The organism is Halobacterium yunchengense (assembly GCF_037031165.1).
GTDB classification, from domain to species: domain Archaea; phylum Halobacteriota; class Halobacteria; order Halobacteriales; family Halobacteriaceae; genus Halobacterium; species Halobacterium yunchengense.
In genome coordinates this window covers 529,854-543,388 of the sequence record NZ_JAYEZL010000002.1, presented here as the reverse complement: position 1 = coordinate 543,388, position 13,535 = coordinate 529,854, and the positions used below count along the sequence as shown (strand labels likewise).

General features: G+C 72.0%; 14 protein-coding genes. 4 read left to right on the top strand and 10 right to left on the bottom strand.

The window, feature by feature from the left end; translation table 11 throughout:
- Positions 1–22 precede the first annotated feature (22 nt).
- A complete protein-coding gene (locus tag U5911_RS08035) occupies positions 23–244 on the top strand; it encodes a hypothetical protein (protein WP_336036465.1) in 222 nt (73 codons plus the stop codon).
- Positions 237–614 (top strand): hypothetical protein, encoded by a 378-nt coding sequence (locus U5911_RS08030; protein WP_336036464.1) that lies wholly within the window; start codon positions 237–239, stop codon positions 612–614. Before U5911_RS08035 ends, U5911_RS08030 begins: the two co-directional genes overlap by 8 nt.
- A 127-nt stretch (positions 615–741) precedes the next feature.
- Here the strand turns inward: U5911_RS08030 and U5911_RS08025 are convergent, their stop codons facing one another.
- The 10 genes from U5911_RS08025 to U5911_RS07980 form a co-directional block, all read right to left on the bottom strand.
- A complete protein-coding gene (locus U5911_RS08025; RefSeq protein WP_336036463.1) occupies positions 742–1,212 on the bottom strand; it encodes a PIN domain-containing protein in 471 nt (156 codons plus the stop codon).
- Positions 1,209–1,460 (bottom strand): hypothetical protein, encoded by a 252-nt coding sequence (locus U5911_RS08020; RefSeq protein ID WP_336036461.1) that lies wholly within the window; start codon positions 1,458–1,460, stop codon positions 1,209–1,211. Before U5911_RS08020 ends, U5911_RS08025 begins: the two co-directional genes overlap by 4 nt.
- A gap of 396 nt (positions 1,461–1,856) precedes the next feature.
- Positions 1,857–2,687: a formate/nitrite transporter family protein gene (locus U5911_RS08015; RefSeq protein WP_336036460.1), complete on the bottom strand. Its 831-nt coding sequence runs from the start codon at positions 2,685–2,687 to the stop codon at positions 1,857–1,859.
- 111 nt (positions 2,688–2,798) lie between these two features.
- Positions 2,799–4,184 carry an FAD-dependent oxidoreductase gene (locus tag U5911_RS08010; RefSeq protein ID WP_336036459.1) on the bottom strand — a complete coding sequence of 462 codons (1,386 nt, stop codon included), beginning with the start codon at positions 4,182–4,184 and terminating at the stop codon, positions 2,799–2,801.
- A gap of 233 nt (positions 4,185–4,417) precedes the next feature.
- Positions 4,418–5,176: a Nif3-like dinuclear metal center hexameric protein gene (locus tag U5911_RS08005; RefSeq protein ID WP_336036457.1), complete on the bottom strand. Its 759-nt coding sequence runs from the start codon at positions 5,174–5,176 to the stop codon at positions 4,418–4,420.
- A 59-nt stretch (positions 5,177–5,235) separates the two neighbouring features.
- Positions 5,236–6,084 (bottom strand): arginase family protein, encoded by an 849-nt coding sequence (locus U5911_RS08000; protein ID WP_336036456.1) that lies wholly within the window; start codon positions 6,082–6,084, stop codon positions 5,236–5,238.
- Positions 6,085–6,103: 19 nt separating this feature from the next.
- The gene (locus U5911_RS07995) at positions 6,104–6,484 is read right to left on the bottom strand and encodes a translation initiation factor IF-5A (protein WP_336036455.1); all 381 of its coding nucleotides are present in this window, start codon (positions 6,482–6,484) and stop codon (positions 6,104–6,106) included.
- A gap of 187 nt (positions 6,485–6,671) precedes the next feature.
- Positions 6,672–7,772, bottom strand: a complete 1,101-nt coding sequence (locus tag U5911_RS07990) for an aminotransferase class I/II-fold pyridoxal phosphate-dependent enzyme (protein WP_336036454.1) — start codon at positions 7,770–7,772, stop codon at positions 6,672–6,674.
- Between the two features lie 40 nt (positions 7,773–7,812).
- Entirely contained in the window at positions 7,813–9,474 is a 1,662-nt protein-coding gene (locus U5911_RS07985; protein ID WP_336036453.1) for an ABC1 kinase family protein, read from the bottom strand.
- Between the two features lie 4 nt (positions 9,475–9,478).
- Positions 9,479–9,829, bottom strand: a complete 351-nt coding sequence (locus U5911_RS07980; protein ID WP_336036452.1) for an Hsp20/alpha crystallin family protein — start codon at positions 9,827–9,829, stop codon at positions 9,479–9,481.
- Between the two features lie 573 nt (positions 9,830–10,402).
- Here U5911_RS07980 and U5911_RS07975 point away from each other — a divergent pair.
- Positions 10,403–11,605: a molybdopterin molybdotransferase MoeA gene (locus tag U5911_RS07975; protein ID WP_336036451.1), complete on the top strand. Its 1,203-nt coding sequence runs from the start codon at positions 10,403–10,405 to the stop codon at positions 11,603–11,605.
- Entirely contained in the window at positions 11,602–13,503 is a 1,902-nt protein-coding gene (locus U5911_RS07970; protein ID WP_336036450.1) for a molybdopterin biosynthesis protein, read from the top strand. Before U5911_RS07975 ends, U5911_RS07970 begins: the two co-directional genes overlap by 4 nt.
- Positions 13,504–13,535 lie beyond the last annotated feature (32 nt).

The window sequence follows — 13,535 nt, the reverse complement described above, 5'->3', positions numbered from 1 at the left end:
GCTGTGCGTGCAACGACAGCGTATGTCGGAGTCGACAGTCCCCGAGGAGCGAATCGACGAGACGTCCACGTGGCCGGAACTCGCCATCGGCCTCTACGACCGCCTGACTGGCCGCGGCGCCGAGATCGTCTACGAGTTCGAGGACATGACCGTCGACGTCCCCAGCAAGGTCGGCGACGACGCCGACCACGCCCACTGGCGGCTCGACGGGACGGTCCGGATCACCACGCGCGATCGTGACTGACGCCGCCGACGCCGGGCGCGGGCCGCTCAGCGTCGCGGCCGACCTCACGCTGACGGTCGACGGCACGGAGGCGACGTTGCGCTCGACCGGCGACCGGCTGTTCCTCGAGTTCCCGACGGTCGTGTCGGCGGCGGGCGCGCTGCGCGACCTGCCGCGGACCGGACACCGCCGGCTACACGAGGCGCTGACGACGGCCGACCTCGCGCTGGAGGTCCGCGCCCGGAACCGGACGCTCGCCGTGCTCGGCGCCGGCAGTCGGGCCGGCGCGCTCTCGCGGCGGCTCGACGTCGACCCCGTCGAGGTCAGGCTCTGCGGCGTCCTGTCCGCGGTCCGGGCCGGCGTCCTCGCGACGGTCGACCGACTCCGGTAGCGGCGACCGGGCGTCGATTCGGGCTGGGTCGCCTCCGCGGCGAGAATCGGTGCGGCCTCGGCACTCACGACTCACAATCTATCCATAGTGAATCTGTTTAGCGCGGCTATAGAGTCCGCTCGTTCCGTTATTGGCCGTCCAGCATCTGGATGCCGTGCTCTACGACCGCCTCGGTCACAAAGAGACTCGTCTCACGTTGGTGTGCACGCATGAGTGATGCCGCCTCGTCCCTATCGAGTGATCTCCGAGCGTGAGCGAGTGCAATTACGCCGATAGAGCCGTGTACTTCGACGCCAGCGTCCGATGCTGCCTCTCGGGCGGCGAGGTCATCGGTTAGGAGAACGATTCCCCGCTGTTCAGCTACCGCAATCGCGGCGCGTTCTCCGGCATCAAGTTCTTCAGTCCCGACTCGGCTTTCATCGGCTTCGACGAGTTCGTACGAGAGGTCGGCCAGCCCGTACGGAACACCTCCGGCATCGACCTCCTTGTAAACCGTCTCTGGAACGAGGAGTGTGTCAAACGTCGCGAGCAGTTCGAGCGAATCGATTTCGGCGAGGTGAATGAGCGGTCCTGCATCCGGGACAGCCGCACGCGTCACGCGTTCAAACCCCAGTCGACGTCCTCCTCGACGGCCTCACGCTCTCGCTCCACTCGCTCGACTTTCGTCCGACCGACACGTTCGATTGCTTCCTCGCGGTCGAGTTCGCCGTCGAGGTACCGCGCGAGAACGAGATCCTCCCACAGGTCTTCGAGACCGCGTTCGAGTGCCCGCTCGAATACTTCGGACTCCGGAAGGCCGCAGGCTTCAGCGATTTCTCGAACCCGGTCGGAGAGTTCGGCGGCCATACCGCATGATTGCTTGGCAACGTTCTTAAATCCGTGTCTGCCTACTCGGCGAGAACTTAACCGGGGGGCCTATGTTTACTGTGGCCACAGCCCGATTCGCCCAGAGACGATGTCTACCGTCATAAATAGCGGCCTCGGCACTCATAGGGCTCGTCGTCCCGCGGGAGCCACCCCGGGTCGGCCCGGTGGCGTCGTCATCGGCCACGCGAGGGTAGTAGCCGCGCGCTCAAAACGTCTCGGTCACGCGACGGTCGTCAGCGACGGCGACTGTCCGGTCACGCGACGGTCGTCAGCGACGGCGACTGTCCGGTCACGCGACGGTCGTCAGCGACGGCGACTGTCCGATCACGCGACGGTCGTCAGCGACGGCGACTGACGGCCGCGCGACTGCGACGGTCACTGCTGGTCGACGTCGACGTCCATGTCTTCGCCGACGAGCGCGATGTGACCGTAGTTGAGGCCCGCGACGAACACGGTTCCGCCGACGACGTTGCCGGCGGTCGTCGGGACCAGGAAGTACGCGACGTCGGCGGCGGTGACGCCGGTGCCGACGAACATCGCGGCGAGCACCTCGGTGGTGCCGAGGATGGCGTGGTGGAAGGGCGCGAACCCGATGGCGCTCGTGACGAGGAGGACGACGAGAATCCGGCCGGCGCTGTCGCGGCTGGCGGCGACCAGCCACGTCGTCAACCCCATCAGCCAGCCGGCGACGACGCCGGAGAGGAAAACCGCCCACGGCGGGTGGTCGAGCAGCGACGCGGCGAGCCGCGCGAAGGCCGCCGGCTCCACGATCCCCATCGACGGGCCGAGCACGGCGATCAGGGCGGCGAACAGCGCACAGCCGACGAGGTTCCCGGCGTAGATGACGCCCCAGAGCCGCCCGAGGTCGCGCAGGCCGGTGCGGCCGTCGAAGACGGGGAGGACGGCCATGGTCGTGTGCGCGGTGAACAGCTCCGTCTGCCCGAGGACGACGAAGATGAACGCGACCGACGACGACGCGGCGAGCACGACGCGCGCCACGAGCGGCGACGGGAAGGTCCCGGCGAACGTCAACGCCATCCCCATGAACAGGGCGCCGAAGCTGAGGTTCAGACCGGCCGACAGCGCCGAGAGGAACAGCCCCCTGCTCGGCCGCTCGAGCTCCGAGAGCGCGTCCTCCATCTCGCGTTCGAGGATGTGGACGTAGGACAGCGACCCGCCGGACGGCTCGTCGTGGTCTGGTCTCATGGCCGTACGGCCACGTCCGTCCCCAGCAACGAGGGAGTTACGGCAGGGTCGCGCGGCCGGTCCAGGGGCGGGCTCGTCCGCCCACCGTCGCCAGCGGCCGGCCGCCCCCCGTCAGTCGTCGTCAGCGGCGGCCGCCACCCGCTCCGGTTCGTCGGCGTCGCCGGCGCGCGGGAAGTGCTCGATGGTGTCCTCGCGGAACGCGACCTCGTCGAACTCGTAGTCGCCGTCGAGGAACTCCACGACCTGGTGGGCGTCCCGCATCGCGTTCTTCAGGCACGTCGAGGCGCCCGGCGACGGCGTGACGTTGAAGATGATGTCGTCGCCGACGATCTTCGCCTCGCCCATGTCGAGGGACTTCTCGCTCGTGTCCACGATCTGGGGGCGGACGCCGCCGTAGCCCTCCGCGCGCTCGACGTCGTCGAGGGTCGCCGTGGGGACGACCTTCTGGACGTGCGGGAGGAACGCGCGCGCGCCGACGTTCGGGACGTCGTAGACGAGGTTCCGGAGGACGTACGGGAGGAGCACGCGGTCCGAGAGGATGTTCGCGTAGCTGAGGAACGCGGCGGCGTTCAGCCCGAACACGTCGAGGAAGTCAGTGACCGTGGAGACGCGGCCGCGCTCGAGGGTGGGGACGAGCTTCGCGGTGGGGCCGAACCGCGTGATCGAGTCGTCGTGGACGTCGGCGTCGCCGTGCACCGCGGCGAACGGGAGCTTCTTCATCTGGAGGGTGTACACCTTCCCGTTGAGGAAGTTCTCCGCGAGGAAGAAGCTGCCCGCGACCGGCAGCAACACCTTGTCCTCGCCGTACCCGAGGTTCTTCGCGATCTGGAGGCTGTGCGAGCCCGCGGCGACGACGGCGACCTCGCAGTCGTAGGGGCCGTCCCCGGTCGTCACCGTGTAGCCGCTGGCGGTCTCCGTGACGTCCGTGACCTCGGTGCCGGTGAACACGTCGACGTTCGACTCCTCGCGGGCCTGCTCGACGAACGACTCCGCGGTCTGGCCGTAGTCCACCACGTAGCCGTCGGGCGTCTGGAGCGCGCGGAGTTCCGTGTCCGGGTCCCGTCCCTCGACGACCTTCGGCTCGTGTTCGCGGATCTCCTCGCGGCCGATGACGTCGAGTTTCGGGAAGAGCGCGCCGAAGCCCTCCTCGTGGTAGCGGTCCTCGAGCTGCCGGACCTCCTCGGCGCCGACGCCGAGGACCATCTTCGAGCGCCGGTCGTGGAACTCGCGGTCGCCGTCGTAGTGTTCGAGGTAGCCGGCGAGCAGCTCCGCGCCCTCCTTGACCTCCTCGGCCTTCTCGAGGGTGTAGTTCGTCTCGATGTCGCCGAAGTGCAGCGTCTGGGAGTTGTTCGTGTGGTGGGAGTTGATGGCCGCGACGTCCGACTCCTTCTCGAAGAGCGCGACGTCCTCGACGTCCGTGAACTTCGCGACCGTGTAGAGGAGCGATGCGCCACTGATGCCGCCGCCGACGATGATGAGGTCGTACTCTCGTTCCATGTGTAGCTTTTGCGTGCCGCTGCGAACCGTCTTCGCACGATTCCAGTCGCCGGCCGTACTAAGGTGCTACTATCCGGGACAAGATTCGCGACCCCCCTGAACCCGGCGCAGTCAGTCGGTTTCCGACAGCTGTCGAGCGGTCGCTCGTCGTCCAGCGTGGCCCGAGCGGTCGGCGGGCGCATGGCCCGAGCGGTCGGCGGGCGCATGGCCCGAGCAGTCGGCGGGCGCGCGGCCTACAGCCCGGTCGGGTGGTCGACGAACGTCGTCTCCAGGCCCCAGTCCGCGGCGACGGCCTGGAGCGCGCGCACGCCCTCGGTCTCCGTCGCGTAGTGGCCCGCCAGGAACACGGACACGCCGGCCTCCCGGGCCTCGTGGTAGAGCTTGTGTTTGCCCTCGCCGGTGACGAGCGCGTCGACGCCGGCCGCCTCCGCCTCGCGGAGCCAGTCCGCGCCGCTGCCCGTCAGCACGGCGACGTCCTCGAGTTCCTGCGGCCCGAAGTCCAGCACCTGCACGCCGCCCTCGGGGTCGAGTTCCTCGGCGAGCAGGTCCTCGAGGCCGTCGGCCGCGTACCCGCCGGGCGCCGTCCCCCTCGTGCCGAGGTGTTCGCCGGCGTGTTCGCCGAACGGCGCGCGGTTCTCCAGGCCGAGGACGTCCGCCAGCCGCGCGGCGTTCCCGAGTTCGGGGTGGCCGTCGAGGGGGAGGTGGGCGCTGTACAGCGCGCAGTCGCCGTCGACGAGCGGCGCGACGCGGTCGTACTCGCGGCCGGTCACCGAGTCGATGCCGCCCCAGACGACGCCGTGGTGCGTGACGAGCACGTCCGCGCCCCACTCCACGGCGTCCTCGATGGTCGCGACGGCCGCGTCCACCGCGAACGCGGCGCGCTCGACCTCCCGGTCGGCCGGCCCGACCTGCACGCCGTTCGTCGCCGCGTCCTCGTAGTCGTCGACGCGGAGCCGCTGGTCGTACCGCGCAGCGAGTTCCGAGAGCTCCATACTCCCAGAGGCGGCCGCCGGGGACTTCTATGCGTCGGCGGGACGCCGCGGCGGCGGTGTCAGTTCGCGTCCGCGTGACCGTGCACGAACTCCCGGCAGAGCTTCGCGGCGAGCGTCCCGGCCTGGCCGTCGTCGCGGTCGTTCACCTCCACGACGTCGAACGCGGCGGCGTGCGGCGCGGCGGCGCGCACGACGTTCCGCATCGCCGTCGAGTCGAGGCCGAACGGCTCCGGCGTGCCGGTGCCGGGCGCGAACGCCGGGTCCGCGGCGTCCACGTCGACGGAGAGGTAGACGTCGCCGTCCGCCGGCAGCCAGTCGGCGTCGCGGACGCCCGCCTCGGTCCCGGGCACGTCCTCGGGCGGGACGACGGTCACGTCGCCCTCGCCGGCGCGCTCCCACTCGCGCTCGTTCCCGGCGCGCGCGCCCACGACGACGGCCTCGTCGGCGGCGTCGAGGGCGTGCCGCGTGACCGTCGAGTGACTCAGGGGGTTGCCGTCGAGGTCCTCGCGGAGGTCGAGGTGGGCGTCCAGCGCGAGGAAGACGTCCGGGTCGGCCGCGCGCACGCCCGCGACGGACACCGTGTGCTCGCCGCCCAGCAGGAGCGGGACGGCGTCCGCCCAGTGGACGTCGGTCAGCACGCCCTCGAGGTAGTCGAGGTAGGCGGCGGCGTCGTCCCACGCGCGCACGTCGCCGCGGTCCGCGACCCCGAGGGCGGAGAAGTGGCTGTCCGTCTCGCGGTGGTAGTCCTCGAAGGTGCGCGCGAACCGCCGGACGCGGTCCGGGCCGAACCGCGTCCCCGGCTGGAAGGACGTCGAGACGTCCAGCGGCGCGCCCACGACGACGTAGGCCGCGTCCGCGTACGGTCGGTCGGCGGTGTCGTCGACGGCGTGCGCGCCGGGGAACGTCATGCGAGAAGCGTGAGCGGCGTTACTCGAGGATCTTCCGCTGGCCCTCGAACTCGAGGTACTCGATGTTCTCGTCCGGGGAGAGGTCGAGGTCGGCCGGGATCTGCATCGTCACGGTCTCGTACGTGTCGAGGTCCATGACCTGCGCGACGGTGTCGGACTCGATGGAGACGACCTGTCCCTGCTTGCGGTCGACGATGGGGACCCAGATCTTCTGGTCGACCGGCTGGCTGAGGCTGCGCTTCTTCTCGTCGAAGACGCCGACGGCCTCGATGCGCGCCTTCGCGCTGCCGTGCTTGCCGGGTTTCGCCGTGCTGTAGGCGTTGATCTTGCAGGGCGCGTCGTCGATCATCACGTAGTTGCCCTCCTGCAGGTCCCGTACTTCCGTCTGCTCTTTCGCCATACGCCCGATTCACACCTTGCGCGTATAAACGGTTTGGAACGCTCTCCGGGCGGGAGCGCGCCCCACACCCCCGGAACCGGGGGGCTGACCCGACCAACCCACGAGGCCGACCCGACCAACCCACGAGGCCGACCCGACCAATCGGTCGAACCAATCAGACCAGCCGGGGCGTCCGTCGCGGCGTCGACTACAGCACGCCGGCGACTCGGTCGAGGCCCTCGCGGAGTTCGTCGGTCGGCAGCCCGAACCCCAGCCTGAAGTACCGGTCGTAGGACTCGCCGCCGGTCGAGAAGCAGTCCCCGGGCGCGAGCACGACGCCGGCGTCCCCGACGACCGTCCGGCAGAACTCCCGGCCGTCGGCGAACCCCTCGGGCACGCGCAGGAAGACGTTGCAGCCGACCGGGTCCGGCCACGCGAGCCCGTGGTCGCGCGCCCAGTCCGCGGTGATCTCGCGGTTCCGCCGGACGTGCTCGACGGCCTCGCGGCGGAGTTCCCGGTCGCGGTCGGCGTCGGTCAGCACCTGCGAGGCGACGTGGTGGCCGACCGCCGAGGGCGAGATGGTCGTGTAGTCCTTCCAGCGCTCGACCGCCTCGACTACCGGCTCGGGGCCGGCGAGCCAGCCGAACCGGAGGCCGGCGAGCCCGTACGCCTTCGAGAGGCCCGCGGTGCTGATGGCGCGGTCGCCGAGCGTCGTCGCGGGTGGCAGCGGGTCGTCGGCGAGCAGCCGGTAGACCTCGTCGCAGAGCAAGTGCGCGTCCCCGTCGGCCGCGACGTCGTACAGCGCCTCGACGGTCGCCCAGTCGTGGCGCTCGCCCGTGGGGTTGTTCGGGTTGTTCACCACGACGAGGTCGGTCTCGTCGCGGACCGCCGCGGCGACCCGGTCGACGTCCAGCGTCCAGTCGTCGGCGGTCGCGCCGTCCCCGGGGCGGTCCAGCGGCACGCGCGTCACGTCGCAGATGGAGTCCGGGACGGCGTGCAGGCTCTGGTAGGTCGGCGTCACCACGACGGCGTGGCCGTCCGCGTCGAGCAGGCTCTGGAACGCGAGGAAGTTCGCCTCCTGCGTGCCCACGGTGCAGACCACCTCGTCGGCGGTCACGCCGTGGTCGTCGGCGACGGCCTCGCGGACGGCCTCGCCGCCCTTCGTCGGGATCACGTAGCCCAGTTCGCCCGGGTCGAGGTCGAAGCGGTCCGCGGGGAGGCTTCGCACGCCGCTCTCCGCGAGCATCACGTCGGCGCCGTGCTCGTGCTCGGCGAACCACCGCTCCAGGGCGAACGCGTCGACGTCCATACCGGCGGTTCGCGGCGGAGCGGGAAAACTCGGTGGGTCGTCAGTCCTCGCGGCGCTGCCGGAGGTTCTGGCGCGTGAACTGCGGCGTCGCGCGGATGCCGCGGCGCTTCCGGAACGACCGGTAGAGCGCCGCGCCGACGGCGGTCGTGAAGACCGCGGCGACGCCGGCGGCCACGAGGTCCGCCTCCACGTAGAGGAACGCCGTCGTCGGGACGCTCGTCGCCAGCACGAGCCCGAGGACGACGCGGCGCGCGAGCCGGTCGACGACGCCGTCGCCGTCCTCGATGTCGGCGCGCACGTGGAGGTCCTCGCGGTCCACGCGGTCGAGGGCGTCCTCCAGCTTCGGCGGCACGCGCACCAGCGACTGCGCCGTGCGCTGGACCTGGTCGCCGGTCGCCTCGACGTACTGGCGGACGGACTCCTCGCGGTAGCCCTGCTCGGTGAGGTACTCCGTCGCCACCGAGATGAAGTCGAACTCGGGGTCGAGGGTCACGCAGACGCCCTCGACGACCGTCGCGACGCGCAACACGAGCGCGAGGTTCGACGGCAGCCGCAGCGGGAACTCGTAGATGGTGTCCTCGACCTTCCCGACGATCTGCTGGACGCGGTACGTCTCGATGTCCTCGCCGCGCGCGTCCTGGATGGCGAGTTCCATCACGTCCGCCATCACCGCCCGGTCCGCCTCCGGGGACAGCGTCCCCATCTCGACGAGCGCGTTCAGGATGGCGTCGATGTCCTGGTTCGCGACCGCGACGTAGAAGTCCACGATCTTCCCCTGGACGAACTCGTCGACGCGCCCGCTCATCCCGAAGTCGTAGAACACCACCGCGCCGTCGTCCCGGACCGCGAGGTTCCCGGGGTGGGGGTCGGCGTGGAACACGCCGTCCTCGATGATCATCTGGAGGTACGCGCGCTCGACGCGCTCGGCGACCTTCGACCGGTCGATGCCCCGCCGGTCGAGCTCCTCGAGGTCCGAGATCTTCGTGCCCGGAACGTACTCCATCGTGAGCACGCGGCTGCTGGAGTGCTCGTCGTAGACCGCCGGAATCACGACCTCGTCGTCGTCCGCGAAGTTCCCCCGGATCTCGGTGAGCATCTCCGCCTCGCGGGCGTAGTCCATCTCCTCGCGGATGGTCTTCGCGAACTCGTCGGCGAGGTTCCGCAGGCTGAACGCCCGGGACTCGTCGACGAAGTACACCAACACCGGGAGCGTCCACCGGATGACGCGGAGGTCGGCCTCGACGAGGTCCTCGATGTCCGGGCGGCGCACCTTCACCGCGACGGGCTCGCCGTCGACCTTCGCGGTGTACACCTGCCCGAGGCTCGCGCCGCTGATGGCCTCCTCGTCGAAGTCGTCGAACCGCTCGCCGACGGGGCCGAGTTCGTCCTCCAGGACGACCTTCGCGTCCGCCCAGTCAGCGGGCGGCACGCGGTCCTGGAGCTCCGAGAGCACGTCCACGTACTCCGGCGGCAGCACGTCCGGGCGCGTCGACAGCAGCTGCCCGAGCTTGATGAACGTCGGCCCGAGGGTCAACAGCGAGTCCAGCAGTCGGCGGGCGCGCGCCACCCGCATCTCCGGCGTGACCCGCCGCCGGCCGCCGACCAGCACGTACCGCCGGCGGTCGCGCAGGTACCCCCACAGCAGCGGGAGGAACTGCCAGACCACCACGACGAACCGCCGGTACGACCGGAGCAGCGCCACCCGTCTACCCCTCGATGGGCACGCTGGTGCCGCTGGACCCGCGCTTCGGCAGCCGCACCTCCAGGACGCCGCGCTCCACGCTCGCGGACGCCCCCTCGTCGGTGGCGTCCGGCGGCAGCGGCAGCTCCACGTCGAGGAACAGCGACCGCTCCTCGCTGCGGTACTCGAACCCGTCCGGGACGGCCTTCTGGCGGCGCGCCTCGACGCCGAGCGTCCGGCCCTCCACGCGGACGTCGACGGTGTCGGCGGTCGCGCCCGGGACGTCGACCACGACGCAGTACGCGTCATCGCTCTCGAGCACGTCGACGAACACGGAGTCGGGCAGGTTCCCCAGGGCTTCGCGCAGACGGGACATGGGAGCCTGTTGTGCTGGCGTCGCCGTAAACCCGGTGGTCGGCGGCGGGAACGACCGCGACCGCTCGCGGCTGTGCCTCGGCAGGAATCGGGGACGGCGCCGGCCGCGGCCGCGTAGACCCGGTGTGGCCGCGGCGGCGCGTCCCGGAGTTCACCACTGACTGTTAGAGCGCGGTCGCGCGGTGGGGGAATGGGGATGCGCGACCGGGCCCGGTAGTCGACGGCGGGTGGGGGGAGAGGGGGATGGGGGATGCCGTCGACGTCCGGCGCAACGCTCAACGTGCCCTGACCGGCGGCGGGTCGATTGCCGCCACCCGACCCAACGACCGGGACCGTAATCAACGGTGGCGTCGCTCGGCCCGGATTACCGACGGTTAAGCCGAATTAACCGCGGTTAACGGTCGACGGAGCCGGCGCGGCGCGGCGCTGACGAGACTGCGGTGCTCGCGTTAACGTGGCGCGCCTGTGGTCACCGACGCTGCTCGCGGGTCGCTGTGCTCCCCGCTCGCGAAACCGTGGCGCGCCTGCGGTCGCCCACGCTACCTTTACCCTTCCGCCACCCCAACCCGGAGCCATGACCGACCACGACCGGCACGACGCCGGCTTCAAGGACCGGACGCGGGTCGCGGCCGCGCGCGACAGACTGCTCGAACGCGCGGCGGTCCACGGCCGCACGGAGCGCGTGGACCTCCTCGACGCCGACGGCCGCGCGCTCGCCGCGCCAGTCGACGCCCAGCGGGACGTCCCACACTACCGGCGCGCGGCGATGGACGGCTACGCGGTGCGGGCCGCCGACACGTTCGGCGCGAGCGACCGCTCGCCCGCCGTCGTCCGCGAGGGCGACGCCGAGCGCGTCCACACGGGGAGCGCGCTCCCTGACTGGGCGGACGCCGTCGTCATGATCGAGCACGTCGACGAACCCGGCACGGGCGACCTCGAGGTGTTCGACGCCGTCGGCGAGGGCGAGAACGTCGCGCCCGTCGGCGAGGACGTCGCCGCCGGCGACGCGCTCTACGACCCCGGCCACCGGCTCCGCCCCTCCGACCTCGGGCTGCTGAAGTCCGTGGGCGTCCGCCAGGTCGACGTCTACGAGCGCCCGGACGTCGCGGTGATCCCGACCGGCGAGGAGCTCGTGCAGGCCGACCCCGGTCCGGGCGAGGTCGTGGAGACGAACGGCCTCACGGTCTCCCGGCTGGTCGAGCGGTGGGGGGGCAGCCCGCGGTACCGCGACGTCGTCACCGACGACGAGGCCGCGCTCCGGGCGGCCGTCGAGCGCGACGTCGACGCGGACGTCGTGGTCACCACGGGCGGCTCCTCGGTGGGCGAACGCGACCTCGTCCCGGAGGTCGTCGCCGACCTCGGCGAGGTGTTCGTCCACGGCGTCGCGCTCCGGCCCGGCCACCCGGTCGCGCTCGGCGCCGTCGACGACACGCCCGTCGTGATGCTGCCCGGGTACCCCGTCGCGTGCATCGTCAACGCTGTCCAGTTCCTGCGGCCAGTCGTCCAGCGCGTCGGCGACATGCCGGTCGAGGCGCCGCCGAGCGCGGCCGCGACCCTCGACGGGAAGCTCCGGTCCGAGCCGGGCGTGCGGACGTTCGCGCGCGTCCGCGTCCGCGAGGACGGCGGCGAGCGCGTCGCCGAACCGGTGAGCGCGAGCGGCAGCGGCGTGCTCTCGAGCGTCGCGCTCGCGGACGGCTGGGTGGTCGTCGGCGAGGACGCGGAGGGGGTCGACGCCGGCGAGACGGTCGCCGTCGAGAACTGGGAGGCCCACCGATGAGCGACCGCAAGCAGTTCCGCGACCTCGTCAGCCCCGAGCGCGCCCGCGAGGTCGTCGACGGCCTCGAGATCGACCCCGGCGTCGAGCGCGTGCCCCTCGACGAGGCGGACGGCCGCGTGCTCGCCGACCGCGTCGACGCGCGCCTCGACGTCCCGGGGTTCGACCGCGCGAAAGTCGACGGGTACGCGGTCCGCGCCGCGGACACGTTCGGCGCGAGCGAGACCGACCCCGTCGACCTCGACTGCGTCGGCACCGTGCACGCCGGCAGCGAACCGGACGTGCGCGTCGGCGGCGGCGAGTGCGCGGAGATCTCGACCGGCGCGCCCGTGCCGCCGGGCGCCGACGGCGTCGTGATGGTCGAACGCACCGGCCGCGAGGGCGACGCGGTGACCGTGCGCACGTCGCTGGCGCCCGGGGACGGCGTGATGGTCGCCGGGTCGGACGTCGCCGCCGGCGACCGCACGCTCGGCCCAGGGACGCCGCTCACCGCGCGCGAGGTCGGCCTGCTCGCGGCGCTCGGCGTCGAGTCGGTGCCGGTGCGCGCGAGGCCGAGGGTGGGCATCGTCTCGACGGGCGACGAGCTCGTGCGGCCGGGCGGCGACCTCAGCCACCGCGCCGGCCAGATCTACGACGTCAACAGCTACTCCATCGCGGCGGCGGTCCGCGAGGCGGGCGGCGACCCCGTGCTGTACCCGCACGCCGGCGACGACTACGAGGAACTGGAGCGCGTGCTCCGGGACGCCGCCGACGAGTGCGACCTCGTGCTCTCGTCGGGGTCGACGTCCGCGAGCGCCGTCGACGTCGTCTACCGGGTCGTCGAGGAGCGCGGCGAACTGCTGTTGCACGGCGTCAGCGTCAAGCCCGGGAAGCCGATGCTCGTCGGCGAGATGCGCGGCAGCGAGAGCGGCGAGGGCCGCGAGTCGTCGCCGTGCGCGTACGTCGGCCTGCCGGGGTACCCGGTGTCCGCGCTCACCATCTTCCGGGCGTTCGTCGCGCCGGCGGTCCGCGAGGCGGCGGGCGCGCCCGAGCCGCGGACCGCGACCGTCGACGGCGAGATGGCCGTCCGGGAGCGCTACGGCGAGGGCCGCACGCGACTGATGCCCGTGGGTCTCGTCGAGGACGGGGACGGCGACACGCTCGTCTACCCGGTCGACAAGGGGTCGGGCGCGACCACGAGCCTCGTGGAGGCCGACGGCATCGTCACCGTGGACGCCGACACGGAGTACCTCGAGGCGGGCGAAGCGGTCTCCGTGGAGCTGTTCTCGCCGGCCGTCCGCCCGCCCGGCGTGCTGGTGGTCGGTGAACGCGACCCGGGCTTCGACCGCGTGCTCGACGGCCTCCGGAACCCCAGGTTCCTCGGCGTCGGCGCCCGCGAGGGCGCGCGCCGCCTCCGCGAGGGCGTCCCGGACGTCGCGGTCGTGACCGGGGACCACGGCGAGGGCGAGGAGCTCGCGTCGTGGACGCGCGAGTGGGGGCTGGTCGTCCCGTCGGGGAACCCCCTCGGCGTCTCGGGGCTCGCCGACCTCGTGGATGGGGACGCGGCGTTCTGCAACCGCACGGACGCCAGCGGCCTCAGGGACGCCCTCGACGACGCGCTCGCGGCGCTCGCCGCCGACCGCGACGCCGACCGCCGCGCGCTCGCGGACGCCATCGACGGCTACGAGCGCGCGGCGAAGGGGACCGAGAGCCCGGCTCGCGCGGTCCTCGAAGGCGAAGCGGACGCCGGCCTCGCGCTGCGCGCGACCGCCGACCGCCTCGGTCTGGCGTTCGTGCCGCTCGGCGAGCAGCCCGTGCGCGCGCTCGCGAACCCGGAGCGGACGGAGAAAGCTGGCGTCCGCGAGGTCGCCGCCGGACTCGCGGAGCTGGACGACGCGACCGCCGACCTCGCCGGGTACTGACCGCCGACCTCGAAGGACACTGACGACGCGCC